This window comes from Nocardioides sp. 31GB23 (genome assembly GCF_040012395.1).
In the GTDB taxonomy this organism is placed as follows: Bacteria; Actinomycetota; Actinomycetes; order Propionibacteriales; family Nocardioidaceae; genus Nocardioides; species Nocardioides salarius.
The window spans coordinates 40,004-66,593 of the sequence record NZ_JBDYKJ010000015.1 but is presented as its reverse complement, the minus strand read 5'-3'; the positions used below and the strand labels follow the sequence as shown (position 1 = coordinate 66,593).

20 protein-coding genes are annotated in these 26,590 nt (G+C 74.0%); 4 read left to right on the top strand and 16 right to left on the bottom strand.

Annotation, left to right across the window (positions count from 1 at the left end):
- From ABKW28_RS06840 to ABKW28_RS06800, 9 genes are read right to left on the bottom strand one after another with little or no spacing between them, the layout of a single operon-like run.
- Positions 1-1,263: a glycosyltransferase gene (locus ABKW28_RS06840; RefSeq protein ID WP_348607568.1), complete on the bottom strand. Its 1,263-nt coding sequence runs from the start codon at positions 1,261-1,263 to the stop codon at positions 1-3.
- Positions 1,260-2,480: an O-antigen ligase domain-containing protein gene (locus ABKW28_RS06835; protein WP_193667198.1), complete on the bottom strand. Its 1,221-nt coding sequence runs from the start codon at positions 2,478-2,480 to the stop codon at positions 1,260-1,262. Before ABKW28_RS06835 ends, ABKW28_RS06840 begins: the two co-directional genes overlap by 4 nt.
- Positions 2,477-4,039, bottom strand: coding sequence for a hypothetical protein (locus tag ABKW28_RS06830; RefSeq protein ID WP_348607565.1), 1,563 nt, complete (start codon positions 4,037-4,039; stop codon positions 2,477-2,479). The genes ABKW28_RS06835 and ABKW28_RS06830 overlap by 4 nt, the downstream gene beginning before the upstream one ends.
- A 17-nt stretch (positions 4,040-4,056) precedes the next feature.
- Positions 4,057-5,649: a Wzz/FepE/Etk N-terminal domain-containing protein gene (locus ABKW28_RS06825; RefSeq protein ID WP_348607562.1), complete on the bottom strand. Its 1,593-nt coding sequence runs from the start codon at positions 5,647-5,649 to the stop codon at positions 4,057-4,059.
- A complete protein-coding gene (locus tag ABKW28_RS06820; RefSeq protein WP_348607559.1) occupies positions 5,642-7,702 on the bottom strand; it encodes an alginate lyase family protein in 2,061 nt (686 codons plus the stop codon). The genes ABKW28_RS06825 and ABKW28_RS06820 overlap by 8 nt, the downstream gene beginning before the upstream one ends.
- On the bottom strand, positions 7,699-9,861 hold the full coding sequence (locus tag ABKW28_RS06815) for a bi-domain-containing oxidoreductase (protein WP_348607556.1): 2,163 nt from the start codon (positions 9,859-9,861) through the stop codon (positions 7,699-7,701). Before ABKW28_RS06815 ends, ABKW28_RS06820 begins: the two co-directional genes overlap by 4 nt.
- Positions 9,861-11,792, bottom strand: a complete 1,932-nt coding sequence (gene asnB / locus ABKW28_RS06810) for an asparagine synthase (glutamine-hydrolyzing) (RefSeq protein ID WP_348607553.1) — start codon at positions 11,790-11,792, stop codon at positions 9,861-9,863. The genes ABKW28_RS06815 and asnB overlap by 1 nt, the downstream gene beginning before the upstream one ends.
- 3 nt (positions 11,793-11,795) lie before the next feature.
- On the bottom strand, positions 11,796-13,046 hold the full coding sequence (locus ABKW28_RS06805; RefSeq protein WP_348607550.1) for a glycosyltransferase family 4 protein: 1,251 nt from the start codon (positions 13,044-13,046) through the stop codon (positions 11,796-11,798).
- Positions 13,043-14,362, bottom strand: coding sequence for a nucleotide sugar dehydrogenase (locus tag ABKW28_RS06800; protein WP_348607547.1), 1,320 nt, complete (start codon positions 14,360-14,362; stop codon positions 13,043-13,045). Before ABKW28_RS06800 ends, ABKW28_RS06805 begins: the two co-directional genes overlap by 4 nt.
- 339 nt (positions 14,363-14,701) lie before the next feature.
- Here ABKW28_RS06800 and ABKW28_RS06795 point away from each other — a divergent pair, with 339 nt between their 5' ends.
- Entirely contained in the window at positions 14,702-15,478 is a 777-nt protein-coding gene (locus tag ABKW28_RS06795) for a BTAD domain-containing putative transcriptional regulator (protein WP_348607544.1), read from the top strand.
- Positions 15,479-15,497: 19 nt separating this feature from the next.
- Here ABKW28_RS06795 and ABKW28_RS06790 read toward each other — a convergent pair whose 3' ends face one another.
- On the bottom strand, positions 15,498-16,034 hold the full coding sequence (locus ABKW28_RS06790; protein ID WP_341229556.1) for a MaoC family dehydratase: 537 nt from the start codon (positions 16,032-16,034) through the stop codon (positions 15,498-15,500).
- A 172-nt stretch (positions 16,035-16,206) separates the two neighbouring features.
- On the opposite strand from ABKW28_RS06790, the gene ABKW28_RS06785 reads away from it, so the two are divergent.
- Together ABKW28_RS06785 and ABKW28_RS06780 are read left to right on the top strand one after the other, a co-directional pair.
- A complete protein-coding gene (locus tag ABKW28_RS06785) occupies positions 16,207-16,725 on the top strand; it encodes a DUF6174 domain-containing protein (protein WP_348607541.1) in 519 nt (172 codons plus the stop codon).
- A gap of 54 nt (positions 16,726-16,779) precedes the next feature.
- Positions 16,780-17,835, top strand: a complete 1,056-nt coding sequence (locus ABKW28_RS06780) for a hypothetical protein (protein WP_348607538.1) — start codon at positions 16,780-16,782, stop codon at positions 17,833-17,835.
- 12 nt (positions 17,836-17,847) lie between these two features.
- On the opposite strand, the gene ABKW28_RS06775 is transcribed toward ABKW28_RS06780, so the two are convergent.
- From ABKW28_RS06775 to ABKW28_RS06750, 6 genes are read right to left on the bottom strand one after another with little or no spacing between them, the layout of a single operon-like run.
- Positions 17,848-19,044, bottom strand: coding sequence for an acyl-CoA dehydrogenase family protein (locus tag ABKW28_RS06775; RefSeq protein WP_193667186.1), 1,197 nt, complete (start codon positions 19,042-19,044; stop codon positions 17,848-17,850).
- A 3-nt stretch (positions 19,045-19,047) separates the two neighbouring features.
- Entirely contained in the window at positions 19,048-20,433 is a 1,386-nt protein-coding gene (locus tag ABKW28_RS06770) for a phospholipase D-like domain-containing protein (protein ID WP_348607536.1), read from the bottom strand.
- Positions 20,434-20,448: 15 nt separating this feature from the next.
- A complete protein-coding gene (locus ABKW28_RS06765; protein WP_348607533.1) occupies positions 20,449-21,573 on the bottom strand; it encodes a hypothetical protein in 1,125 nt (374 codons plus the stop codon).
- Positions 21,570-21,803 (bottom strand): DUF6752 domain-containing protein, encoded by a 234-nt coding sequence (locus tag ABKW28_RS06760; protein ID WP_348607531.1) that lies wholly within the window; start codon positions 21,801-21,803, stop codon positions 21,570-21,572. The genes ABKW28_RS06765 and ABKW28_RS06760 overlap by 4 nt, the downstream gene beginning before the upstream one ends.
- Positions 21,800-23,374, bottom strand: coding sequence for a methyltransferase domain-containing protein (locus ABKW28_RS06755; RefSeq protein ID WP_348607529.1), 1,575 nt, complete (start codon positions 23,372-23,374; stop codon positions 21,800-21,802). Before ABKW28_RS06755 ends, ABKW28_RS06760 begins: the two co-directional genes overlap by 4 nt.
- Positions 23,371-24,480: a hypothetical protein gene (locus ABKW28_RS06750; protein WP_348607526.1), complete on the bottom strand. Its 1,110-nt coding sequence runs from the start codon at positions 24,478-24,480 to the stop codon at positions 23,371-23,373. Before ABKW28_RS06750 ends, ABKW28_RS06755 begins: the two co-directional genes overlap by 4 nt.
- 189 nt (positions 24,481-24,669) lie before the next feature.
- Between ABKW28_RS06750 and ABKW28_RS06745 the strand changes: the two genes are divergently transcribed.
- Positions 24,670-26,553 (top strand): alkaline phosphatase family protein, encoded by a 1,884-nt coding sequence (locus ABKW28_RS06745; RefSeq protein ID WP_348607524.1) that lies wholly within the window; start codon positions 24,670-24,672, stop codon positions 26,551-26,553.
- The last annotated feature ends 37 nt before the right edge of the window (positions 26,554-26,590 follow it).

Sequence of the window (26,590 nt, the reverse complement as noted above, 5' to 3'; positions counted from 1 at the left end):
TCAACCCTCCGTCGCCGGCGCGCGGCTGGTGGTGCGAGGGGCGCTGGCGGGACGAGTGGCATGGGAGGTCCTTCCTGCCGGGTGGGCGATGGCGTACCGGTAGATCGAGAGGAGCTGCTCGAGGTTGCGCTCGCGCGAGAACCGGCGACGCGAGGTGGCGCGGGCCCGTTCGCCGACCTCGAGGAGGGCGTCGGGGTCGCGGTCGGCGCGGCCCAGCACGCGGGCCAGGTCGGCGGCGCTGCCGGGCTCGAAGAGCACGCCGTCCCAGCCGTCGCGGACGAGCTCGGGGAAGGAGCCACGCGCGGGCGCCACCGGCACCGACCCGTGGGCCATGGCCTCGACGGCCACCAGGCCGAAGACCTCCTCCCACGCCGAGGGCACCACCGCCAGCAGGGCGCGGTCGAGCAGCGCGCCGACGCCCGACGGGTCGAGCGTGCCGACCATCCGCACCCGCTCGCGCCCGGCGGCCCAGTCGCGCACGAGTCCCTCGAGGGGGCCGCCGCCGGCGATCACCAGCCGCAGCCGCGAGCCCGGGGCGCTGCGCTCGTGGTGCTCCCAGGCGGCCATCGTCAGCCGGATCCCCTTGGCCTCGTCGAGGCGGCCCAGGTGGGCCACGAGGTGCTCGCGCGGCACCGGCGAGACCTCGGCGCGGTCGACGAAGTTGGGCTTGACGAAGACCCGCTCCTCGGGCAGCGCCAGGCCCTGCAGCAGCGCGCGCTGCGAGTCGCTGATCAGCAGGTACGCCGACACCAGCTGCTGCCACAGCCGGCGGTTGAGCACCAGCCCGGCCGCGACCGGCAGCGTCGCCGCGTGCGAGGCCCGGTAGCAGCCGTGGCGCAGGGCGGGCGCGACCTGCCCGTCGGCGCAGTCGTGGCAGGGCGCCCCGTCGCGGTAGAAGTCACCGCTGGCGCACAGCAGCTTGTAGTTGTGCACGGTGGCGACCGCCGGCACGCCCGCGTCGTGGCAGGCCAGCAGCACCGAGGGGCTGAGCAGCGGGAAGGTGTTGTGCACGTGCACGACGTCGGGCCGCTCGCGCTCCAGGTAGCCCGTCAGGTCGGAGCGCACGGGACCGTTGCGCACGCTGTGCATCGCCAGCAGCGCCCGCCGCCGGGCCGGCCAGTCGGCGATGTCGTCGCTGTGCCGCTCGTAGGTGCTCACGTCGTGGCCGGCCGCGCGCAGCATCCGCACCTCCTGGTCGACCACGCGGTTCTCGCCGCTCGGCGCGACCGAGCGGTAGCGGCCGTGCACCACCACGACCCTCATGGCTGCCTCGCCCGCCAGCCGGGCACCAGCAGCGACGCGGCGACGGTCAGGTCGAGCAGGTAGACCGACGGGGCGCCCAGCCCGGTCTCGGTGACCGAGGCGACCGTGCAGTAGGCGACCAGGAAGAGGGCGATGGCCCGCTCGGGCCCGGGCCGGTGCACGACCGCCATCAGCAGCAGCAGGAGCAGCACCGCGGCCTGCACCCCGACGCCCAGCCAGCCCTGGTCGACGTACGTCGCCACCCAGCTGCTGTCGATGGGCAGCCCGCCGAAGGACTGGTCGGACAGGCCCCAGCCGAAGAGGTCCTCGATCCACGGCCGCTCGAGGTCGGCGACCGCGCTCCACACGTCGGTGCGGCCCGTCAGCTTGTTGGCCTCGTCGGCCGACTGCCCGCGCAGCAGCCAGACGGTCAGCGGCGAGATGAACAGCGCCGCCCCGATCGCACCGCCGCCCCCGGCGACCATCAGCGTGCGCCGCACCCGCACGTGGCCCATCAGCAGGCTCAGGGAGGCCACCACGAGACCGACGAGCACCCCGATCACGGCGGTGCGGGTGTGCGTGGCGAGCAGGGGCAGCAGCGAGAGCAGCACCATCAGCCCGGCCCGCACCCCGCCGACCAGCCGGCACATCCACAGCAGCAGCGAGGTGCCGAGCAGGACCGCGGCGTAGTGCGCGACCTGGGTGGGCGGGATCGGCCAGACCACCCCGGCCAGGCGGTCCTGGAAGGCGAAGGCCAGCCCGGGGGCCACCAGCGCCCCGGCGTAGACGGTCGCCATCACCACCGCCAGGGCCGTGCGGTGCATCCGCAGCAGCAGCATGTCGCGCCGCCCGAACCAGGTGCTCAGCAGCCACAGCACGGTCACGAAGAGCACCATCCGCCCGGCCCGGAAGGTCGCGGAGAGGAAGAACTCGGAGTAGAGGCTGGCGGCGCTGGCACCGATGGCCAGCACCGTCAGCAGCAGGAGGAAGACCTGCGGACGCACCACGCCACCGGGGTTGACGACGAGCGCCAGGAGCAGCGCCACCAGCACCGCCCCCTGGGTCAGCGCCGAGCCGGCCAGGGTCGGCAGCGGCACCACGGTGGCGGTGTCGGCGTAGGTCAGCACGTTGAGCAGCAGCGCGCCCCAGGCGAGACCGACCAGCGTCCGTTGGCGCCGTCCCAGGCGCGGGTCCGGCGCGAGCGGGCCGGCGGAGGGCCCCGCCAGGACCGTGCTCACCGGCCCCACCGGCCCGGCAGCAGCAGCGAGCGGCTCGACCGGGTGTCCTCGTCGTCGACGGGCGCCAGCCCCAGGCTGTCGTCGGCGGCGTCGGCGCCCACGAGCACCGCCTCGGCGGGCTCCAGGCCGGCGGCCCGGGCCAGCTCGGCGGTGGTGCGCAGCCGCTCGGCGGTCGAGCCACCGGCGCTGACCACGACCACCAGGCGCTCGGCGCGGGCGGCGACGTGGTCGAGACCGACGGCCGGGTCGATGTCGACCACGACCAGCACCAGGTCGGAGGCCGACTCGGCCTCGGTCACCGTGGACGCCGACAGCTCGGCCCCCGGCAGCGGCCCGACCGAGCGCGAGGGCACCCCGTCGGGGCGCAGCACCACCGGCCTGGTCCCGTCGCCGCTCCACAGCCCGGCGACCGCGTGCCCCACCCGGCCGCGCTCGGTCAGGTCGACCACCAGCACCCGGTTGCCCGCCCGGGCCCGGTCCACCGCCAGGGCCGCGGCGAGCACCGTGGTCTCGGGTCCGTTCTCGACCGCGCCGACCGCCCACCGCACCGGTGCGCGGCCCTCCCCGGCCGGACCCGGGGCCACCAGCCCCGACACGCTGGCCACCGCCCGCTCCAGCGACGTACGCCGCCGGGCCGGGACCGCGGCCCCGCGCCAGACCCGCGTCGGCACCCGGCCCACGCTGCAGCACACCCGCGTGCCCAGGGCCATCGCGATCTCCTCGCGGCGCCGCACCCGCTGCGAGAGCAGTGCGCCGAGCAGCACCCAGCCGGCGCCCACGGACCCGCCGGCCACGAGCCCCGCCGTGGTGTCGAGGGCGAGGCTGCGCACCAGCGAGCGGCCGGCGAGCACGGCGGTGGGGTCGAGCACGTGGCTCGCCCCCGCGACCGCCCCCGCGACGATGCGGGTGCGCTCGATCTCCTGCTCCAGCTCGCTGATCTGCGCGTCGACCTGGGCGCGCCGGGTCAGCACCTCGGCCGCCTCGGCCCGGCCCCGGGGGCCGCTGCCGCTGAGCACGTCGTACTGCGCCGTGAGCGTGGTGGCCTCGCTGCGCAGGGCCTCGACCCGGATCCGGTAGCGGTCGGTGCGAGCCGTGGTCTGCACCTCCATGGTCTCGTTGCGGAAGTCCAGGAACGTGGTGGCCACCGCCTCGGTGCGGCGTCGCGCCTCGTCGGCATCGGGACCCTCGACCTCGAGCTGGAGCACCGTGGTCGTCTCGACGCTGGCCAGGATCGAGGCCTGCATCTGCTCGGGGGTCAGGTCGATGCCGAGCTCGTCGACGACCCGCTCGGCCACCGTGCGGGTGCGCAGCAGGCTCACGTCGGTGTTCATCGCCATCGTGGGGTCGGCGCCGTCGGGGTGCGCCAGCAGCAGCGTCACGCTCGCGGCGCTGCGCGTCGGCAGCGCCAGCGCGACGGCCGCCCCCAGCACCACGCCGGCCAGGGCGCAGCCGGCCCAGACCCTCCAGCGCCGGCGCAGCGCGCGCCGCAGGAAGTGCAGGCTCACGACCGCGGGCGCCACCTCCGCGAGCTCGGGGTCCTCCGACTGCTCGTCGTCCACCGGCCAGGCTGACGTCCTCACTGCGCACCTCCCTCGTGCCCGTTGCGGGCCACGCTGCCCAGCCGGGGCCGGCCGAGCCTCTCCCCCGGCACCGTGCCGGTCAGGCGCACCGGCAGCTGCGGCTCACGCAGCCGCTCCGGCTGCAGCCGGCGCCCGGTCGTGCGGTCGAGACGGTCGGGGTCGAGCACGACCGCGCCCTGGACCCCCACCCCGGCCTCGTCGAGGCTGACGGCCAGCCGCGCCAGGTCGGCCGCGGTGGCGGTGCCGGCGCTCACGGCCACCACCCCCACGCAGCCGGACGGCAGGTCGGGCCGCTCGGGGCGGGTGCGGTCGAGCACCACCATCAGCACCCGCAGGTCGTCGGGCTCGCCCTCGTGCAGCGGCCGGTTGACCCACAGGTGCCCACGCAGCTCGTGCTCGGGGTGCACCCTCGCGCAGGCGGCCCACAGCGCCGCCGAGGAGTCGTGGCCGTGCTGGGGCACCAGGCGGGTGCGCAGCCCCACCGACGCGGCGTACGTCGCCAGCTGCGGCCCGAGCGCCAGCGCGGCCGTGTCGTCGGACAGGGTCACCACCACGACGTCGACGGCGGGCTCCTCCGACGCGCCTGCGTGGGCGCGGGTCAGCGTGCCGGCGGGCAGCACCTCGCGCAGCACCTGGCGCAGCGACCACGCGTCCACCGGACCCGGGACGTAGCGGCCCAGCAGGGTGCGCCAGGCGGAGACGTTGCGCGCGGGGCGCGAGGAGACCGAGGCCACCACGGTGCTGCCGAGCGCGTCGGCGATCTCGTCGCGGTAGCGCAGGCGCCGGTCGCGGCGCTCGGAGACCAGCAGCGCCAGGCCCACGAGCAGCAGCAGCGCGGCGGCCCCGGCCAGCCCGTGCAGGGTGCGCCCGAGCAGCAGCCCCGGCCTGGTCGCGGGCGAGGCGTCCTCGATCAGCGAGGCGGTGTCGCGTCCGACGTCGGCGGAGGCGGCCTCCGCGACCTGGTCGGCCTGCAGCACGAGCGAGGCCTGCTGGGCGGTGAGCTGGGCCAGCGCCGCCGTCAGCGCCTTCTCGGCCACGGAGCCGAAGGTCTCCGCGTCGCGTCGTCGGGTGGTCTCCTCGATGTCGCGCTCGACGGTGCGCAGGGTGGCCCGCAGGGTCGCCAGCCGGGTCTCCCGTCCGGCGCGCGCCGCGTCGCGCAGCCGGGCGGCCGCGCTGGAGACGTAGCGCAGCTCGGCGGCCGCGGCCGCGGCCGCGAGCTCCTGGGCCCGCTCGGGCTCCTCGGCGCGGGCGGTGAAGCGCAGCACGTCGGGTGTCGCGGCACTGACCTCGACGGCCTCCTGCACCTCGGTGAGGCCCATCGCCGGGGTGACCCGGCGCCCGGCCTGGCCGAGCACCAGGTCGCTCGACGCGACCCGCACCTGGGTGCCGGAGTCACGCTCGGCGGCGCCGACCCCCGACTCCGACGACGGAGGCAGCAGCACCATGGTGGTGCTGGTCCACAGCGGGGGGCGCCACACCGCCAGTGCGACGCCGGCGACCGCGCCGACCAGCAGCGCCACCGTCAACAGGAAGGCGTGGCGGCGCAGCACGGTCCAGGTCGCCTTCAGGTCCAGGCTCTGCTCAGACATCGGTGCTCCCCCTCCGGCACGAGGCCTCGCCCGGGACCTCGACGTCGAGCACGACCAGGGTCCGCAGCAGCCCGCGCGAGCGCAGCTCGCCCCGGCCCACGAGCGTCGTGGTGGGGCGCCGTCGCCCCAGCCCCTCGGCCCACCAGCCCAGGGGCGGGTCCTCCTCGCCGCGGTGCCGGGTCCAGACGAGCTCGGGAGGCAGGTGCATCAGTGCCGTCACCGTGCGCGGCTGCGCCCCGTCCACCGCCGGCCGGGTCCAGCTCAGGCGGGCCAGCGAGCCGTGCAGGGACAGGTCGACCTCGGGGCCGAGGTGCCAGGCCATCCGGAACCCGTGCGCCCGCCCGGACCTCAGCTCGTCGACGACCTGCAGGGCGCCGGAGCCGCGGTCGAGGCGGACGGTGCGGGCGTGGCGCAGCCCCGGGTCGAGGCGGGCGTAGCCCGTGTGGTGGGCCGACCAGAGCTGCACGTCGAGGTCGCCGACCTCGGCGCGGTCCAGGTAGGTCCGGGCGTGCTGGGTCCACAGGAAGGGCCCGCCGCTGGTGGACTGGTCGCAGCCGTCCACCTCGACGGTGTTGTGCGCCAGCGTGGAGCGGAAGTAGTCGCGCCAGCGGGCCTCGCCGTGGTAGCTGTACGTGCCCGGGTCGCTGAGGACCTCGACCCCGTCGTGGCGCAGCTCCACCGACAGCGCGTCGGCGTGCGCGTGGGCGGCCAGCGACCCGAAGCCGTGCGGGCCGCTGTCGCAGCGGCACCAGATCTCGGGCTGGGAGCCGGCCGGCGTGCGCAGGAGCGCCACCCCCGCGTCCTCGAAGAGGTCGGGGCGCCGCTGCGGCCGGGGGCGGTCCCCGGCCACGGGGCCGGCGGCCGCGAGCAGGGCGGAGACGAGGACGGAGACGACCCCGCCGCGACGCCGCGGCCACCACGGCTGCGCACCCACGAGCGCCTGCCCGAGGCCGAGCAACTGCTCCCACGGGTCCTCGGCGGCGTCGGCCACCAGCAGGGCGCGTCCCTCGTCGCCGTCGCCGTTGCGGGGCGGACGGCCCTCGACGTCGAGCAGCGCGGCGGCGGCGTCGAGCCCGGCCGTGACCAGGTCGGGGTCGGGGCCGTCCTCGGGGTGCCCGCAGGAGCGCGCCTCGATCAGCCCGAGCGCGGCGAGCTCGCACACGAACCGGTGGTAGTCGGCCGCCTGCTCGCGGTTGAGCCCGCTGGGGAACGTGTTCGCCTGCAGGTGCCGGCGCAGCAGCCGGCCGGACTCCACCCGCCACCGCTCGCTCTCCTCGAACCACGGGAACGCGCAGGCCGCGACCAGTCGTCCGCAGGTCTCGGCCACGGCATGGTTGTTGGCCGAGCTGCCCCGGCTCGGGAAGCCGCGCAGCATCTCCTGGTGCCATCGCAGCTGGGCCAGGGCGGTCTCGTCCTGCTCGAAGAGCCCCTCGACCCCGGCCCAGTCGTCGAGCAGGCGCCGGGTCCAGGCCCACGAGACCAGGCGCAGGCCCAGCTCGATGCCGCTGGTCCAGTGCACGCCGCGCAGCACCGGGTTGGCCGCCCACCACGAGCGCAGCTGGGCTGCCGCGGCCACGGCGTACTCCTCCTCGCCGGTCAGCCAGTAGGCCGCCGCCAGCACGGTGACGTGCTGGTGGCGCGAGGGCTCCCACACCTGCTTGACGTCGCCGGTGACGGTGGGGTCGCGGTGGTCGACGCGGAAGGCCAGCACGTCGTGGGGCGCGCGGATGCCGGACACCGGGTCGAGGAACCAGTCGGGGTCGCGCAGGTCGGTGCGCTCACGGCCCAGTACGCTCCAGCGACCGGCGAGCAGCCGGTCCGCGGCCGAGGTCAGGGCGGCGGCGTCGTGGGGCAGCACCCGCTCGACCGCCGAGGCCGGCACGGGCGTGGTGAAGCCGCGCTGGGGCAGCAGGCCGGGCACGGGTGCACCGGGCCGCTGTGCGAGCGTGTGCACCGCGACCGCTCGACGGGCCTCGTCCCCGACGCGCTGGGCGACCTCGCGGGTGCTCATCCGCGTCAGGCGGCGGGCGTACCAGGACAGGGGTGTGCTCATCGTGCCGCCTCCAGGGTGGTCCGGGTGGTGCTCACCAGCGACGCCGTGTCGATCGGCATCGGTCCGCCCGTGCGGACCGCGGTGACGAACGCCGCCACGGCGGCGCGGTGCCCCTTGTCGGGTCCGGTGCGCGAGCGCCGGGACTGCCGCCCTCGCTCGGACCACACCGTGGAGCGGACGAAGTTGTCGAGGTGGGCGCTGCGCCCTCCCCCGAGCACGTCGAGGCTCTCCTTGCCGCAGCGGCGCGACCCGCCGGTGGCGTAGGTGAGCGTGGCCAGCGAGCCGCCGGTGAAGCGCAGCACCAGGCTCACGTCGTCGCCCGCGCCGTGCTGGGCGCAGAGCGCCACCGGGCCCTCGCCGGTCCAGGCGCTGAGCAGGTCGATGAAGTGCCCGCCCTCGCCGACGAACCGCGAGCCCTCGGCCTCGTCGAGGTACCAGCTGCTCGCTCCCAGCCGCCCGGCGTTGACCAGGTAGCGCAGCGCCACCGGCTCGCCGACGTCGCCGAAACGGCGCCGGAGGTCGACGAAGCTGGGTGCGAAGCGCCGGTTGAAGCCGACCATCAGGCGGTCGTTCCCGGTGCGTGCCATCGTCTCCTCGACGCGCGCCAGCTCCTCGTGGGTGATCGCCAGCGGCTTCTCGACGTAGACGGCCTTGCCGCTCTCGAGGGCCGCGCAGACCAGGTCGGCGTGCGTGCGGTGCCGGGTGGCGACGAGCACGGCGTCGAGGTCGTCGTCGTCGATCACCGCGCGGGCGTCGGTGCCGGCCGAGCCGAAGCCGAAGGCACGCTGGGCGTTGATGCTCGACAGCGAGCTCGCGGTGGCGACCCTGACCAGGTCGACGTCGTCGGCCGCGGCCAGGCCGGGCAGCAGCATCGCCGAGGCGTGGCTGCCGGCGCCGATGACGCCCAGGCGCACCGCGCCGTCGCGGGCCCGGGGGACCCTGGTGGCGCGACCGGGGCCCGTGGTCCCGGAGGCACCGAGGGCGTCGGGTCGTGCCTGGTCACGAGCCGGGTAGGACAGCAGGTGGCCAACCCCGGTGATCGCTCCGGTGCGCAGCCGCTCGTAGACCTGCGGCGCCTCGGTGACCGGGTGGCTGCTCGAGACCAGCGCGGAGACGTCGAGGGCGCCGTCGGCCAGCAGGGCCAGGAAGCAGGCGATGTTGCGCTCCTCGGTCCAGCGCACGTAGCCCAGGGGGTAGTCCACGCCGTCGAGCTCGTAGCGGTCGTCGTAGCGGCCCGGGCCGTAGGAGCGCGAGAACCGGACGTCGAGCTCCTTCTCGTAGTAGGCGTTCCACGGCAGGTCGAGCCGGGTCTTGCCGATGTCGACCACGCAGGCCCGGTCGCGCGCCAGGCGCGCGGCGAGCTCGACCGGCTCGTTGCTGGCGCCCCCCGCGGCCAGGAAGACGTGGTCGGCGCCCCCGGGCGCGCCCGCCCGCAGCAGCGCCTCGAGGCGGGCGACACCCGCCGGGTCGGGTCCGGCGCAGCCCACGGCGCCACCGTCCTCGGCGGTGCGGCAGCGCTCCTCGACGGTGTCCAGGCCCACGACCCGCACCCCGGCGCCCACCAGCAGGCGCACCAGCAGCTGGCCGACCAGCCCCAGCCCGATGACGCAGGCGGTCTCCCCCAGCGCCACCTCGGCCCGGCGCAGCGCCTGCATCGCGATGGCGCCCACGGTGGAGAAGGCGGCGTGCTCGGCCAGCACCCCGTCGGGCACCCGGACGCACAGGTTGCGCGGCACCCAGTTGACCTCGGCGTGCAGCGCGAACTCGTTGCCGGCGGCGGCGACCAGGTCGCCGACCTCGAAGCCGTGCACCCCCTCGCCCACCTCGACCACCACGCCGCACAGCGAGTAGCCCAGGGGGGTCCACGAGTCGAGGCGCTGACGCGTCTTGCGGTAGGTCGCCACCGCACCGTTCTGGGCGACGGCGTCGAGCACCTGGCGCACCTGGTCGGGTCGGTGCCGCGCCTTCGACAGCAGCGACATCCGGGCCTCGGAGACCTTCATCATCTCCGTGCCGGTCGAGATCAGCGAGTACGACGAGCGCACCAGCACCCCGCCGGGCCGGCACGACGGCACGGGTGCCTCGAGCACCGCGAGCTCACCGGAGCTGTAGTTCTGGGCCACGTGCCACATCCGGGTCTCCTCATCGGGTCTCCTCATCACGCACCTCCGGTGCCGGCGCCGGTGCCGACGCCGGCGCCGCGCGCGTTGCGCAGCCACAGCTCCAGGCTGAGCAGCTGGTAGATCTGCTGGGAGCGGTCGCGCCGCCCGCTGCGCTGGTCGTGGACCAGCGCGGCCAGGGGCTCGCGCCGCAGGAAGCCCGAGCCGACCAGCTCGCCGCCGAGCAGCAGGTCGTCGATCATCGGGCGCAGGTCGTGGGTCGTCCAGGCCCGCAGGGGCGCCCCGAAGGACGCCTTGGGCCGGTCGATGACCTCGTCGGGCAGCCAGGACCGTGCGACCGCCTTCAGCCCGGCCTTCTGCACCCGCCCGTCGATCTTCGGCACCGCCTGCGGCGCGAAGGCCGCGCGCAGGACCTCGATGTCGACGAACGGCACCCGGACCTCGGTGGAGGCCGCCATCGACGCCCGGTCGGTGTAGGTCAGGTTGAGCCCCGGCAGGAACATCCGCGTGTCGGCCAGGCACATCCGCTCGACGTGGTCGTCGAGGGCGGTGTCCTCGTAGGTCGCGCGGTGCTGCTCGAGGAGGTCGTCGACCAGGCCGCCGAGCTCGGGGTCGAGCAGCGCCCGCAGCCCCTGCGGGTCGTGCAGGGTGTAGCTGCGGCGGAACGCCTCCTGCTCGGGGAGGCCGGCGAAGGCGACGAAGCGCTGGGCCCAGCGCACCGGGCGCACCCCGCGACCACCGAGGGCGACCGGGAGTCGCTCGACCGCCGGCCCGACCACCCGCGAGCGCAGCGACGCGGGCAGGCGGCGGTAGCGGGCGGCCAGCAGGTTGGCCAGGTGCTTGCGGTAGCCGCCGAAGAGCTCGTCGGCGCCGGTGCCCGAGAGCAGCACCTCCACGCCGGCCGTGCGGGCGGCCTCGCACATCAGGAACGTGTTGAGCGCGGCCGGGTCGCCGACCGGCTCGTCGAGCACGTCGACCATCCGCGGCAGCATCGAGACCACGTCGGGGCCGATCTCGATCTCGTGCAGGCGCACCCCGAGGTGCTTCGCGAGCCGGCGGGCGTACGCCGCGTCGTCGGGCATCGCCTCGAGGCGCCGGTCGACGGCGCGGAACCCGATCGTCCACGCCTCGATGCCGGGGTCGTGGCGGTGCGCCAGCGCGGTGACGATGCTGGAGTCGAGCCCGCCGCTGAGGAAGGTCGCCACCGGCACGTCGGAGACCAGGTGGGCGCGCACCGAGTCCTCCACGGCCGCGGCCAGGTCGACGGGAGGTCCCGCGGCCGCGTCGGCGGCCTCCTCGGCGAGGCTGCAGAACACGCCGGTGCGGCTGCTGCCGTCGGGGCGGTGCTCCGACCACGTGCCCGGAGCGAGCTTGCGCACGCCGCGCACGGCGTCGGTCTCGGTGGGCAGCCAGTAGTAGAGGGTGGAGGCGACCATCCCGGCCGGGTCGACGGCCAGCTCGGGGCCGAGCGCGGCGACCACCGCCTTGAGCTCGGAGGCGAAGACCACGCCGGCGCCGCGGCGCAGCACGTAGAGCGGCTTGATGCCGAAGGGGTCGCGCGCCAGGGTCAGGCAGCCGGTGCGCTCGTCGTGGACGGCCAGCGCGAACATGCCGCGCAGGCGGGCCAGGCCCGCGCTCCCCCAGGCCCGCCAGACCTCGAGCACCACCTCGGTGTCGCAGGCCGTGGCGAAGCGCACCCCGCGCGACTCCAGCTCGGAGCGCAGCTCGCGGTAGTTGTAGACCTCGCCGTTGTAGACCAGGCGCAGGCCGTCCTTCGAGAACGGCTGGTCGGAGGCCGCGACCGGGTCGATGATGGAGAGCCGGCGGTGCCCGAGCACGACCGAGGTGGTCGGGTCGACGAGCTCCACCACGCCGCGCGCGTCGGGGCCCCGGTGCTCCAGGCGCTCGGTCATCGTGTCGACGAGCACCTTGCCGTCGTCCTGCTGGTAGGCGCCCGCGATGCCGCACACCGCTCAGCCCCGCGCTTCCTGCAGGTCGTCGACGCGACCGGCCTGCCCGGCCAGCTCCTCGACGACGGCGAGGTAGCCCCGCTCCTGGTGGACCCAGGCGAGCTCCTCCTCGACCCGGCGCCGTCCGGCGCGCGCCATCTCCTCGCGCCGGGCCGGGTCGTCGAGCAGGGCCAGCAGCGCACGGGCGTACTCCTGCGCCCCGGCCTCGCGCGCCACGAAGCTGGCGGCGTCGCCGGCCGAGACACGGGTCTCGGGCAGGTCGAAGGCCAGCACCGGCAGCCCGAGCGCCATGTACTCCATCGTCTTGTTCATCGTCGAGACGTCGTTGAGGGCGTTGCTGGGGTCGGGCGAGAGCCCGACGTCGGCGGTCGAGAGCACCGCGAGCACGTGCTCGTCGCTGACGCGGCCGGGCATCTCGACGGCGTCCTGCAGTCCGAGGCGGTCGCGCTCGGCGACCAGCTCCTCGTGGCAGTCGCCGCTGCCCATCACCGCGAAGGCGACGTCGTCGCGGCCCCACCGGTTGACGACCAGGTCGGCGGCGGCGATGACGACGTCGACCCCGTCCTGCGGGCCCATCACTCCCAGGTAGGCCACCAGGTGGCGCCGGCCGCGGCGCAGCCCCTCGTCGGGCTCGACCGGGTGCAGCCGCTCCAGGTCGGGCCCAGTGCGCACCACCCGCACGTGCGCCGGATCCTTGCCGCCGCGCGAGACCGCGACGGCGGCGTACGACTCGTTGGTCGACACGACCCGGTCGGCGGTGCGGAAGGTGCGCCGCTCGAGGGCGAGCAGGCCCCGGCGGGCCAGCCCGGGCCCGTCGGGGAAGCGGGACTCGAAGAGCTCGGGACACAGGTCGTGGTGGTCGAAGACGAAGCGGGTGCCGTCGCGCAGCCGCAGCCAGCGGGCCAGCGGCCAGAAGATGTCGGGCGGGTTGCAGGCCTGCATCACGTCGAAGCGCCCGGCCCGGCGCGCGCGCAGCACCAGCCACGCGGTGGCCAGGAACGACCAGACGTACTCCGCGACGTAGCCCGCCGCGCCTCCCCCCGGGGCGTAGGGACGGTAGGCGTGGATGGTGACGCCGTCGACGACCTGGAAGCGTCCCGTCCCGCTGCCACGGGGGCACACGACGGTGACGTCGTGGCCGGCGCGGGTCAGGGTGCGGCACTCCAGCCACACGCGACGGTCGAAGGGCACCGGCAGGTTCTGCACGATGATCAGCACCCGGGCCGTCCCGGCGCCGGTTCGTGCGCGGCTCACCACCCGGTCCCCCGGTAGCCCGCGAGGGCCTCGACCTCGGGGCCCAGCGCCCCGTGCAGGTCCAGCACGACCGGCGGGTCGGCGGCCAGCAGCGCCTCGACGGCCGGGCGGGCGGCGGTGGAGACCAGCGCGACGTCGGCGCCGGCCAGGGCCGACTCCGGTGTGGGGGCCAGCAGGCGGCTCAGGTGCGGCAGGCGTGACGTCAGGTGCGCACGGTTCTCGCCGACCAGGTCCTCGGGCACCAGCACCGGGTCGTAGATGCGCACGTCGTAGCCCTTGCCGACCAGCCGCTCGGCCAGGTCGACGCTGGGGCTCTCGCGCACGTCGTCGGTGTCGGCCTTGAAGCTCAGCCCGAGCATCCCGACCCGGCAGCGGCCGCTGGCCACGACGCGGTCGACGACCTCCCGCACCACCAGCTCGTTGCTGGTGGTGGTGGCGAACATCAGCGGGACGTCGACGTCGCTCTCGCGGGCCATGTGGTGCAGCGAGCGGAGGTCCTTGGGCAGGCACGAGCCGCCGAAGGCGAAGCCCGGACGCAGGTAGGCGGGCGCGATGTTGAGCTTGTGGTCCTCGCAGAAGATCTCCATCACCCGCCGCGCGTCGACGCCGTAGGAGCGGAAGACACGGGCGACCTCGTTGGCGAAGACCACCTTGGTCGCGTGGAAGGCGTTGCAGGCGTACTTCAGCGCCTCCGCGGTGCGCACGTCGACCTGGTGCGCCGGCACGTCCAGGAAGGCGAAGAGCTGCTCGAGCTGGACGCGGGCGCCCGGGTGCTCGGTGCCCACCACCAGGAAGGGCGGGTCGTAGAAGTCCGCGACCCCGCAGCCCTCGCGCAGGAACTCCGGGCACATGGCGGTCGCCACCTCCCAGCCCTCGGCGACGGCGTCGTCGAAAACAGGGGCCACGACCTGGTCGCCCGTGCCCGGGGGCACCGTCGAGCGCACGACCACCGAGAGCAGGCCGCCCGGGGGCGGCGAGGCCACCGCGAGTGCGTCCCGCACCCCGGCGAGCGCCCGCTCCACGTGGCTCAGGTCGGTCTCGCCGTGGGCGCCCGACGGCGTCCCCACGCAGACCAGGCACACCTCCGCCTGCTCCATCGCCTCGACCACCTGCGTGGTCGCCCGCAGCCGGCCCGAGGCCACCCCGTCGGCGATCAGCTCGTTCAGCCCGGGTTCGACCACGGGGCTGTGGCCGGCCGACAGCTGCGCGACCTTGGCCTCGTCGACGTCGACCCCCACCACCTCGTGACCCCGGGCCGCCAGCCCCGCGGCCGTGACCGCCCCGACGTACCCCAGCCCGATGACCGCTGCTCTCATGTCCCCTCCAGCACCTCGCACGACGACGCCGGGGGTCCCCTCGACGCCGGTCAACATCGTGCGACCGCTGCTCGGGGCGCTGCGCGGTCCGAGAGGTCAATCCCCCGATGTTGGGTACCCGGGCACCGAGGGGGTCCCCGGGAGGCGCTGGGGCCCGTACCCGAAGTGGGGGATGTCGTCTTTACACGTCGAGGCGCAGGCTGGGCACGTGAGTGAGTTGAACATCACACGAGTTCGGTGGAGAATGAGGGTGCGGTCAGACCGGTGCTGCACTCGGGGCATGCCGACCCGTCCGGGTCAGTTGCTGGGGGGAAACACGGAATGAGAAGCACACCACCTGTGGGAGTCATCCGGATCCGCCTGCTCGACGACCTCTTCGTCGTGCGGGCCGACGGCACCCCGGTGCATCCCGCCGACTGGCGCACCGGCAAGACCATGGACCTGCTGCGGATGCTTGCGATCCACGTCGAGCGCCCCGTGCGGGTCGAGTCGATCATCGAGCGGCTGTGGCCCGCCGCGACCCGCGAGCGCGGCCGGGGCAGCCTGCGCACCGCCGTCAGCGAGGTACGCCGCCAGCTGGGCGACAAGGAGTGCGTGGCGCGCATCCACGACAGCCTGGTGCTCACCGGGGTCTGGACCGACGTCGCGACCTTCGAGCAGATCGCCGGCCGGGTCCGGGCGATGCGCGAGCAGGGTCGGCCCAGCGAGGGCGCGATGGCCGCGATGGACGCCCGCGACCTCTACCGCGACGACCTGCATGCCTACGACGACGACCACGACTGGGTGCGCGCCGAGCGCGAGCGGCTGCGGCTGCTGCGCCAGGACCTGCTCACCGACGCCGCGGAGTGCGCCGTGGCCATCGGCTGCCACCGTGAGGCCGCCACGCTCGCGAAGTCGGCCCTGCACTTCGAGCCGACCTCCGAGATCGCCGTCCGCACGCTGATGACGGCGCTCTCGGAGCTCGGCGACGTGGCCCGCGCGCTGCGGGTCTACGCCGACTTCCGCGCCTGCCTCGTCGACGACCTCGGCGTCGAGCCGTCCCACCAGACCCGTGGGCTCCACCTGCGGCTGCTGCGCGGCGAGAGCCCCGAGACGGTGCGGCTGCAGCAGGCCTGAGCCGCGCGCCGGGCGCGGCTCACTGCTGCGCGTCGGCCCCCGGCCAGTTCTTGTCCGGCTGCGGGACGGGGCGCCCGGGCTGCTCGCCGCCACGCTGCTCGAGGTAGTTGTCCTTGGGCACCATCACCTTGCGGCGGAAGATGCACACGACCTTGCCGTCCTGATTGTAGCCGATGGTCTCGACGTGCACGACCCCACGGTCGTCCTTCGAGGTGCTCTCCCACTTGTCGAGCACCCGGGTCTCGCCGTAGAGCGTGTCGCCGTGGAAGGTGGGCGCGACGTGGCGCAGCGACTCGATCTCGAGGTTCGCGATCGCCTTGCCGGAGATGTCGGGCACCGACATGCCGAGCAGGATCGAGTAGACGTAGTTGCCCACCACCACGTTCTTGGCGAACTGGGTGGTCTCCTCGGCGTAGTTGCTGTCGAGGTGCAACGGGTGGTGGTTCATGGTCAGCAGGCAGAACATGTGGTCGTCGAACTCGGTGACCGTCTTGCCGGGCCAGTGCTTGTAGGTCGCGCCGACCTCGAACTCCTCGTAGCTGCGACCGAACTGCACGGCTGGCTCCTCCTGCTCGGGTGGACCGGGCCGGGGCCGCGGTCGGACGCGCCCATGGTGTCGGACCCGGGCGCCGACGTCAGCCCCCGGCGGGGTGGCCTTCGTCACCGTGGCCCCGGTGGCGCAGGATGGCCGCGTGCAACCAGCAGCGCGCCGGCGCCGTCCAAGACCCATGAGACCCGCCCGCGCCGCCCTGTCCGCGCTCGCCCTCGCCCTGCTGGCCCTGGCGGGCTGCGGCGACAGCGAGTCCGGCCTGGCCCCCGACCCCGCCTCGAGAACCGAGCCGACCCAGGAGCCGACCCAGGAGCCGATCCCGGACCCCGCCCAGGACCCCGGGGGGTTCGCCCCGACCGACTACTCCTACACCTTGACGCTGACCTGCTACTGCCCCGACGCGGGGATCCCGATCCGGGTCACCGTCGCCGACGACGAGGTCGTCTCGGCGGTCTACGCCCGCGGCGGCGGGCGCAGCGGCGCGGTGGCCGGCGACCCGGTCCCGCTCTCGCGGGTCGTGAGCCTCGACGAGGTGATCGCGGCCGCCGAGACCCCTGACGCCCACCGCGTCGAGGTCGACTGGCCCGAGGGCCAGGACCACCCGACCTCGGTGGCCGTCGACCCCTCGGAGCGGGCGGTCGACGAGGAGTACGGCTACCTGGTCGCCGACGTCGAGGTGGTTGACGCCCCCGGCTGACCCGCACGTGCGAGGATGAGCGCCGGCAGGACGTGGGCGAGCGAGAGGCAGGCGATGGCGGAGCGGGTGCTGCTGCACGTCGGACTGATGAAGTCGGGCACGACGTTCATCCAGGGACGGCTCAACGCCAACCGGGAGCGGCTCGCCGAGCAGGGCATCCTGTTCCCCGGCCCCAGCTGGGCCCGCCACGCCCGCGCGGTCTCAGACCTGATCGGCTCCAAGCACGCCGAGGAGGGCGCCTGGGCGTCCCTGGCCGAGGAGCTGCGCGACCACCCGGGCCCGGCGATCGTCTCGATGGAGTACCTCGGGCCGATCTCCGCCGAGCGCATCCGCCAGGTGCGCGACGACCTGGCCGGCTCGCCCGTGCAGGCCGTGGTCACGGTGCGCGACCTGGGCCGCAGCGTGCCGGCCATGTGGCAGGAGACCCTGAAGAACCGCCAGTCCTGGGGCTGGACGGAGTACCTGCGCGCCCTCGAGGACGGTGGCGACGCCGGCCGGCGCTTCTGGCGCCAGCAGGCCGCCGACCGGGTCGTGGGCCGCTGGGCCGAGGTGCTGGGCCCCGACCACGTGCACGTCGTCACGGTGCCCCCGCCCGGCGCCCCCGGCGAGCTGCTGTGGGAGCGCTTCTGCGAGGTCGCCGGGATCATCGGCACCGAGTGGGACGAGGCGCCGCGCGCCAACGAGTCGCTGGGCGTGGCCTCGGCGCTGCTGATGGGCCGCATCAACGAGCTCGTCGCCGACCTCGCGCTGCCGGAGTACAACAAGAAGATCAAGGCGCTGGGCAAGCACGTGCTGGTGCACCGGCGGCGCGAGGAGGAGCCGATCGGCTTCACCGTGCCGCGCTGGCTGCGCAAGCGCTCGGCGACCATGGTCGCCGGCATCGAGGCCAGCGGCGCCCGGGTCGTGGGTGACCTGCGCGAGCTGGAGCCGCTCGACGTGCCCGGGGCCGACCCGGCCGCCGTCGACGCCCAGGCCCAGCTCGACGCGGCCGTCGCCGCGCTGGCCCACGTGCTGCGCGAGGGCGGGGTCAAGCGTCCCGGCCAGGGCGGAAAGGGCCGGGGCGGCAAGAAGAACCGGCGCCGCGGCCAGGGCCGCGACGCCGGTCAGTGAGCCGGATCCGGCTCAGACGAGCTTGTAGTCCTTGAGCAGGCTGCGCCCGATGATCATCTTCTGGATCTCCGCGGTGCCCTCGCCGATGAGCAGGAACGCCGCCTCGCGGTAGAGGCGCTCGATCTCGTACTCCTTGGAGTAGCCGTAGCCGCCGTGGATGCGGAACGAGGCCTCGACGACCTCGTTGCAGTACTCGGCGGCCAGGTACTTGGCCATGCCGGCCTCGACGTCGTTGCGCTGGCCCTTGTCCTTGAGCCGAGCCGCCTTGACCATCATCGCGTGCGAGGCCTCGACCTTGACGGCCATCTCGGCGAGCTTGAACTGGATGGCCTGGTGCTGGGCGATCGGCTTGCCGAAGGTCTCGCGCTGCTGGGCGTAGGCGATGGCCAGCTCGAAGGCGCGGTTGGCGACGCCGCAGGCGCGCGCGGCGACGTTGACCCGGCCGACCTCGACGCCGTCCATCATCTGGTAGAAGCCCTTGCCGGACTCGCCGCCCAGGACCTGGTCGGCGGAGATCCGGTGGCCCTCGAGCACCAGCTCGGTGGTGTCGACGCCCTTGTAGCCCATCTTGTCGATCTTGCCGGGCACCGTGACGCCCTGGGCGGTCTCGCCGAAGCCGGGCTCCTTCTCGACCAGGAACGTCGTCATGTTCTTGTAGACCGAGTCCTGGCCCTCGTCGGTCTTGACCAGCACCGCGACCAGGTTCGAGGAGCCGCCGTTGGTCAGCCACATCTTCTGGCCGTCGATGGTGTAGCCACCCTCGTCGTCCTTGACGGCCTTGGTCTTGATCGCCGAGACGTCGGAGCCCAGCCCGGGCTCTGACATCGAGAACGACCCGCGGACCTCGCCGGTGGCCATCCGCGGCAGGTACTTCTGCTTCTGCTCCTCGGTGCCGTGCTGCATCAGCATGTAGGCGACGATGAAGTGGGTGTTGATGACGCCGGAGACGCTCATCCAGCCGCGGGCGATCTCCTCGACGCACAAGGCGTAGGTGAGCAGCGACTCGCCGAGGCCGCCGTGCTCCTCGGGGATCATCAGACCGAACACCCCGAGCTCCTTGAGCCCCTCGACGATCTCGGTGGGGTACTCGTCGGCGTGCTCGAGCTCGGTGGCCACCGGCAGGATGGACTTCTCGACGAAGCCGCGCACCGCCTTGAGGATCTCCTGCTGGTCCTCGCCGAGGCCCTCGGTCTCACACAGTCGCGCCATGGGTCACTGGTCCTTCCACTCGGGACTGTCGGTCCCGAGCCCGTCGTCGTAGATGCGCTGCTCGGTCGTGGCCGCGCCGTCGAGGCCCCGCCCGGAGACAGTCTTCTTCTGGTAGGGAACGGCCCGGGTGTGGTTGTTCCACATCCAGTCGAAGTGGGCGAAGTACTGCTTGGTGGCCTTGCCCTGGTCGTACATGCGGAACAGCAGCTCGTCGCCGCGCAGGCCGCTGTCCTGGTAGTTGCTGGAGCCGGTGACCACGACGCGCTTGGAGGTGTCGTTGCCGTAGTTGCCGGAGATGACCAGCAGCTTCATGTGGCTGTAGAGGTCGATCTCGCCGTCGAGGTTGGTGTCCATGCCGCTGGAGCGCACCGGCACGTAGCCGCGCGGGGTCCGCACCCCGAGCTCGGCACGCACCCGCTTGCCGGCGTAGCCGTACTGCAGGCGCACGTCGCAGCCCAGCGCGTAGAGCTTGCGCAGCCGGCGGGCCAGGTAGGTGCCGCGGTCGCCGTCCCAGGCGTGCATGTTGACCCGGATGCGGGTGCGGCCCTGGTTGCCGGTGCCGCCGGTCGCGCCCTGGCAGCGCACCGGGTCGAGGATCGTGTCGATCGGGTCGTGGTTGGGCCCGTTGCCGTGGAAGGGCAGCGCCTGGAGCTGGAAGTTCTTGCCGATGTTCTGCACCCAGTAGTTGGGGCGGGCGACCTTGTCGCGCTCCATCTGCTCGTGCAGCGCGTCGAAGGCCTGGTAGATCTTCGGGACGTTGTTGCGCGTCCACAGGTCGTTGAACTGGTTCTTGGCGCCGTTCATCTTCATGTTGACCGAGCCGGTCATCACGACGTTCTTGGCGATGCCGGTGTGGGAGAAGAGGAAGTACTTGTCGTGGTTGTTCTCGCCCGAGGAGCGGCAGCCGTTGGTGCACTGGTAGATGTAGCTGCGCTTGGAGCGGTTGGCCCCGATGACGCTGCGCAGCTTCTTCTGGGCGCCCGGCACCTCGTGGTTGTTCATCAGCACCTGCACGTCGACGCCGCGGCGGTGGGCCTTGATGAGCGCGTCGGCGACCGGGTAGCGGTCGAAGGAGAAGAGCGAGATCCGGATCATCGAGCCCTTCTTGGCGTGCCGGATCGCGCCGAGCACCTGCGCCTCGAGGCGGAACTGGGTGCCGGGCTTGGACCGCGGGGTGTTGAACTTGGCCCCGGCGACGGGCTTCCAGCCCGTCTTCTTCTTCGCCGCCGCCTGCACCCGCGCCGCCGTCTCGACGGAGGCGAGCGGGGCCGCTGCGCGCACGGCCGGCGCCGCGGGACCGGCCGTGGCGGCGGACCCGGAGGCCAGGCCGCTCAGGACGAGGACGGTCGCGGTGGCCAGCGCGCTCGCCAGTCTCCTGTCGCGTGTCACGTGCTTCCCCTCTCGCTACCCCGTCCGGGGCCTGCGACGGCGAACGTTAACACGCAGCCATGACAGTCTCGGTGGTCGCGACGAGGCCTGGGAGAGGGCGTCGCGCTCGCGGGTGAGCGACCTCACGTCGCCGGTCAGCCGGGCCATCGCCTCGGTGGCGCAGGCCAGCATCTCCCCCTCGGTGACCTCGTCGGGGTGCCGGCGCCCGTCGAGGTCGCCGGGCTCCAGCAGCGAGGCGTCGCCCACGACGTCGAACCCGTCCTCGCGCAGCATCCCCAGCGCCCGCTCGCCGCGAGCGACGAGGTCGGCCACCGTCTCGCGGGACGGTCGGAACTTCTCCCGCGAGCCCGGCAGCACCCCGCCCTCGCCGAGGTAGCCGCGGATCCAGGTGCCGCGGTCGTGGGCCGAGCGGAAGTCGCCGAGGTGCGCGTTGACCCGGCGCAGCAGCTCGACCTCGACCAGGCCCAGGGAGGCGTTCGCCGCCGAGGCCGGCACCTCGAGCCCCTGGTCGTCGAGACCGAGCACCCCGAGGAAGCGGCGCAGCAGCTCGCCGGGGTCCGAGCGGCCGGGCGCCATCGGCAGCACGTGCACCCGGTCGTGGGGCAGCACCGCTCCCCAGCGCTCGAGCACGATGCCCAGGTCGAAGCTGGGCCAGCCCCACTCCCCCGTGCCGGCCCTGGGCCCGTCGGGCGGGTAGGCGTCGATGCGACCCCGGGCACCGTTCTTGACCCACTCCTGCCAGCGCGAGATGAACAGGTCGGGCATCGCCCGCGCCGTGACCAGCACGTGCACCTCGGCGCCCGCCAGGTCGGCGACCACGCGTCGTACCTGCTCCACCGAGGCAGCGGCGAAGAACTCGTGGGTCACCAGCACGTCGCCCGACCACTGCCGCGCCTCGGCGACCAGGTCCTGCCACGGGTGCGCGGTGTCGCCGGGCCGGCGCGCCAGGCCCGGGTCCTCGCGCACCTCGAGGGAGGCCAGCAGGTGCCGCCGGCGGGCGCCGGGCAGCAGCAGGCCGCGATCGCGCAGGACCTGCTTGTTGGCCCACAGGGCGTCCTGGAGGTAGGTCGTGCCGGTCTTCGGCAGCCCGACGTGCAGGAAGAGGCGACGCGGCCCGGTGTGCTCCGGGGAGGGGCTCATCGCTGCGAGGGGCCCGCGGGGTCGCTCACGCCGGCGCGGTAGCGCTCGAGGATCTCCACGACCCGGGGGTCGTCGCTGGCCGCGAGCGGCACCAGGAGCTCGGTGACCAGGTCGGTGAGCTCGGCGACGCGCAGGTTCATCGAGCGGCACTCCTGCACCTCGGCCTCGAGCTCGGTGAGCCGGCGCGCGAGCCCCGCCTGGTCGCGGTACTGACGGAGGAGGTTCTTCACTGAGGCCACTGGACCACCAATCTGCAGAGGTACGGGGTCGCACCGGGGTCGGTCTCGCCGGGGCGCTCCCCGGCGAGGTCGTGCCGGGCCACGACGGTGCCGCCGGAGGCCCGGACCTGCTCCTCGAGGGCGTCGACGTCGATGGGGTGCACGCCGAGCGGGTTGCCGCCCGGGGCGGGAGCACTGAGCACCTGGAGGTAGAGCCGGCCCTGCCCGCCGAGCGCCATCCTGGCCAGGCGCAGCAGATTGGCCCGCCCGTCGGCGTTCGTGGCGTCCGCGACGTGGCGCGCCAGCACCACGGTGGGCCCCGGCGAGCGGGAGAGCAGGGCGCCGGTGACCAGGGTGGAGCGGACCTCGGTCAGGTTGGCCCAGCGGAAGGTCGCGGGCAGGTCGCGTCGGGCCAGCTTGCGCTGCTTGCGCGCGAACGCGCGGCGGCAGTAGTCGAGGCCGACCGCCTCGACGCCGTGGCGGGCCAGGAAGGCGACGTCGGCGCCGGTGCCGCAGCCGATGTCGACGGCGCGCACGGCGCGGCGCTCGCGGCGACGCACCCAGCGCACGAAGTCGCTGGGCCGGTCCTTGGCGCCGGCGCCGCGGCGGGAGTAGTAGGGGTCCCAGACCTCCTCGCGCTGCACGCGGGTGCCCCGGAACCAGCCGTTGAGGCGCCGGCGGGTCGAGGCGGGGGTCTCGAACTGGTACGCCGGGTCGGGCACCCGCCACGACTCGCCGTACATGGCGGCCAGCAGGTGCTCGGGCTGCGCCGGCACAGGCACCTCGCGCCCCTCGAGGCTGGCCGTGCCCAGGGGCCAGATCCACTCGCGCTCGAAGGGGTGTCCCACCTCGCCCATCAGGTAGAGCACGCCCTCGCGCAGGAAGCCGCCGAAGACGTCGAGGCCCCGACGCGTCCCGTCGGACTCCTGGACGAAGATCTTGAAGGCCAGGCCCGAGTAGCGGGTGACGGGGTAGCCCATGTCGACCAGCGCCCGCTGCAGGCGGAAGGACTCGCGCACCACGTCGGCGGGATGGTCGTGGGCGCTGACGTAGCCCAGGTCGGCGTCGGAGTCGTGGCCGATGAAGCCGCCCTGGCGCACCGCGCCGAGCAGGGTGCCGTAGGCGACGAACCCTTCGACGCCGCAGCTGCGCAGCGCGGCCAGCACGTCCTCGATGGAGTCGAGCAGGGGGTCGAGGTGCTCGGCCGAGCGGTCCGCGAAGAGCCGCATCAGCCGCATCGACTTGTCGAGGCCCAGCGGGTTGCCCTGGGCGTCGGCCACCACGATCCGCTGCTCGGGGTCGCTCGGCCCGCCCAGCACGAGGTCGAGCGCGGCGAGCTGCTCGGAGCTGGCATGGTCGACCAGCGAGAGCCGGGTCCGCCCGACGAGGTGCGGACGCAGCGCGGCCGGCCACGCCCACCAGCGCGCACCCTCGCGCTCGACGGTGTCGCGCTCGAGCCAGAAGGAGCCGATGCGCTGGTCGTCGAGGAGCAGGTCGACGGGCCGGTCCGCGGCGCCGCGGGGCAGCGAGAACCGCAGGCCCTCGTCGTCGGCGTGGGCCTCGAGGACGTCCGGGGTGCTCATCGCTTCTCCTCGCTCGCGCGGCGCAGGTGGGCGACCGCGTCGCGGACCAGGGCGTCGACGTCGTCGCGGTCGGGGCCACCGCGCGCGGCGCCGCCCGTGAGCGCGACCGCGTGGTCGTGCACGACCTGCGCGCAGCGCAGCACCTGGTCGGCCGGCGGGGCCGGCGCCTCGCGGGGGTGGGCCGAGAGGTCCTCGGGCACCGGCAGGTCGTCGAGGTCCCCGACCAGGCCCACCCGGCCCGAGGCGACGAGGTCGCGCAGCTCCTGGTTGCGCCCGCGCGCCCAGGCCGCCGCACGCTCGTCGAGCCGCGGGCGGTCCTGCTCGTCGCGCAGCGGCGCCAGGACCCCGCGGGCCAGCGGTCGCACCAGGCGCCGGTAGCTGCGCGGCGCGAGGTCGTCGAGGTGCGGGTTGGCCCGGCGCAACCAGTCGCAGGCGGCATAGCCCAGCGACTCGTTGTCCTTCACCTCGCCGAGGTCGGCGATGTCGGGGCGCACGCCGGTCGCCTGGGCGAAGCGGCGCCACAGCTCGTCGCGCGGCGCCGACGACGGCGGCACGGTGACCACGTCGATGCCCTGCACGCCCGGCACCGACCAGCGCTCCACGATCGTGGCGACGTCCTGGGCGCGGTGGAAGGTGCGGTGGGCGCGCGACGGCGTACGCCGCCCGGGGGTGGCCTCGATGGCGCGCAGGTAGCTCGACCAGTCGTCGGTGCCCAGGTTGCGCGTGTAGGTCTGCCACTGGGCCGGCACCACGCGCATCTGGTCGCGCACGGTCAGCAGCACCCGGACGTCGAGCCCCTCCAGGGGCGCGAGGAAGGCCTCCACGTGGCGGGGCGCGGCGAAGCTGAGGAACTCCATCGACACGATGCCGGTGTAACCGTCCATGTCGTGGGCCGCACGGGCGATCTTCTCCCAGCGGCGGCGGTTGCGGCGCTCGTCCTTGGGCAGGCGCAGCACGTCGCGCACGGCCTTGGTCTGGCGGGCGAAGCCGCCCAGGAACTCGACGCCGGTGTCGACGAGCTCGTCCTTGTTGCTGCCCAGCACCGACTGGACGTAGCTGGTGCCGGTCTTCATGGCACCGATGTGCAGCACGACGCGGCGACCCATCACACTCCCTGCTCCTCGTGCTGCTCCTCGTGGCTCCCGCGGCCACGGCCGCCCACACGCTACGCCACCCGAAGCGTCCCGAGCACGAGACGAAACACGGTTCGTCACAGTAGCATCACCAGCACCGCTGGCCCCGCACGCAACGCCGCAGGGCCTTCCCACCAGCGAGCACGTCAGGACGTCGTACCCATGAGGCCCAGCAGGATCGCTCCCCCCCGGTCCGGTCGCCGACTCACGACCGCACTCCTCGCCACCACGCTGCTGCTCACCGGGGTCGCCACGACCGCCGGCTCCAGCAGCGCGGCACCCCCGGCCCAGCCGGGCGAGCGCACCGTCCTCGGCGAACAGGCGGCGGGCCCGCTCACCTTCCAGGTCAGCTCCTTCAACCTGCTCGGCGCGGGGCACACCGACGGCAAGAACCCGCGCAAGGGCTTCGACAAGAGCGGCCCGCGCCTCGAGCGCGCGATCCAGCTCCTCGACCGCGAGAGCATCGACGTCGTGGGCTTCCAGGAGATGCACCAGGCCCAGTTCGCGAAGTTCACCGAGTGGGAGAGCGACCGGTTCGGGCTCTTCCCGGGCAACAAGCTCGGCACGGCCCCGATGCACAACTCGATCGCCTGGCGCACCGCGCAGTGGCGCGCGCTGCGCACCGAGTCGATCAAGATCCCCTACTTCAAGGGCAACGAGATCAGGATGCCCTACGTGCTGCTCGAGCACGTCGAGACCGGCCAGCAGGCCTGGTTCCTCAACGTCCACAACCCCGCCGACGCCCGAGGGCCGGCGCAGAAGTGGCGCGACGAGGCGGTGCGCCGCGAGGCCAACCTCGTCAACCAGCTGCGCGCCGACCACCCCGGGGTGCCGGTCTTCTTCACCGGCGACATGAACGACCGCGACGAGTTCTTCTGCCCCGTGGTGGCCCGCACCGAGCTCGAGGCCGCCAACGGCGGCGGCTCCGACGACAGCGGCTGCCAGACGCCCCCCGCGATGAAGGTCGACTGGCTCCTGGGCACCGCGCCCACCGTCTTCACCGGGTACGCCGCGCTCACCGACGAGCTGGTCAAGGCCACCACCGACCACCCGGTCATCGTGGCCGACGCGGTGGTGCCCTCCGCCGCCGTGCAGGCCTCGCCCATCGACCGTGTCGTGGTCATCGGCGTCGAGGGGCTGCGCTCCTCGGCCCTCGACCTGACCTCGGGCCCCTACGGCCGCCTGGCCGCCGAGGGGGCGGTGACGCTCAACGCTCGCACCACCGTCGAGTCGACCTCCCCGCTGCCCAACGTGCTGTCGATGCTGACCGGGCGCCGGGTCGACGCGGCCGCGCTCGGTCACGGCGTCACCTACAACAACGATCGCGGAGAGGTGGTCCGATCGACCGCCGGCCGCTACGTCTCGAGCGTCTTCGACCTGGTGCACAACCAGGGCGGGCGCACCTACCTGGCCGCCAACCGCAACCGCATCGACATGGTCGACCGCTCGTGGGACGCCGCCAACGGCGGGCGCGACCCCTACGGCTTCGACGACGGCGCCGACAAGGTCGACAAGTACTTCCGCGGCGGCAACGACTACCGCCTCGTCGAGGACCTGCGGGCCCGCCTCGAGCGTCGCCCCGCCGCGTTCACGTACGCCGAGCTGTCCAGCCTCGACAAGGTGGGGCGCAAGTCGGGCTTCGGCTCCGAGCGCTACACCAAGTTCGTCGGCAAGATCGAGCGGATGATCGGGCGGACCATGAGCAGCATCGAGGGCTCGCGCAAGCTCGCCGGGCGCACCCTGCTCGTCGTCGCGGGCACCAACGGCGGTGTCGACGGCGCGGCGCGCGACAACGAGCGCGACGGCAACTACACCGTGCCGCTGATGGTGTGGGGCCCGGGCGTCGTTCCGGGGGCCGACCTCTACGACCTCAACCCGCAGTGGACCGACCCCGGCAACGAGCAGGACGGCTACGAGACGCCGGCACCGATCCACACCGGCGTGGTCGCCAACCTCGTGCTCAGCGTGCTGGGCCTGCCCGCCCTGCCGGGCAGCCTGATGAACCGGGACCAGCGGTTCAACGTGCTGACCGGTCCCCTGGGCTGAGCACCTACACTCGGCGGCGCCCGTCCGCCACCGTCAG